1 protein-coding gene is annotated in these 349 nt (G+C 61.3%); it reads left to right on the top strand.

Annotated features, from left to right (window positions below; genetic code table 11):
* Window position 1: 1 nt before the first annotated feature.
* Window positions 2-349, top strand: a 348-nt coding sequence (locus DIT71_RS17790) for a cation-transporting P-type ATPase (RefSeq protein WP_406565115.1), incomplete at its 3' end; no start/stop codon positions are given.

Genomic DNA, 349 nt, shown 5'->3' on the forward strand with positions numbered 1-349 from the left:
GCTGCAAGCGCTGCTGAGCCGTCACCTGCCACATCGCCTGATTGCGCGCGATCCGCTGCCAAATGCCAACACCATGGCGGGAGCGGCAATCCCCGCTTCCCTGACCGAGCGCTGCCTGAACGTGGCGGCGATGGATGAAAACGAAGTCTGGCGCGCCTTTGGCGGCCACCCGGAAGGGCTGAACGCGCAAGAAGTGTCAAAAATCCGCGCGGAACATGGCGATAACCAGATCCCGGCGCAGAAACCCTCTCCCTGGTGGGTCCACCTGTGGCTCTGCTACCGCAATCCGTTCAACCTGCTGTTGACGGTGCTCGGGATTATCTCTTACGCCACTGAAGATCTGTTTGCC

The organism is Marinobacter vulgaris, from assembly GCF_003344045.1.
Lineage (GTDB): Bacteria > Pseudomonadota > Gammaproteobacteria > Pseudomonadales > Oleiphilaceae > Marinobacter > Marinobacter vulgaris.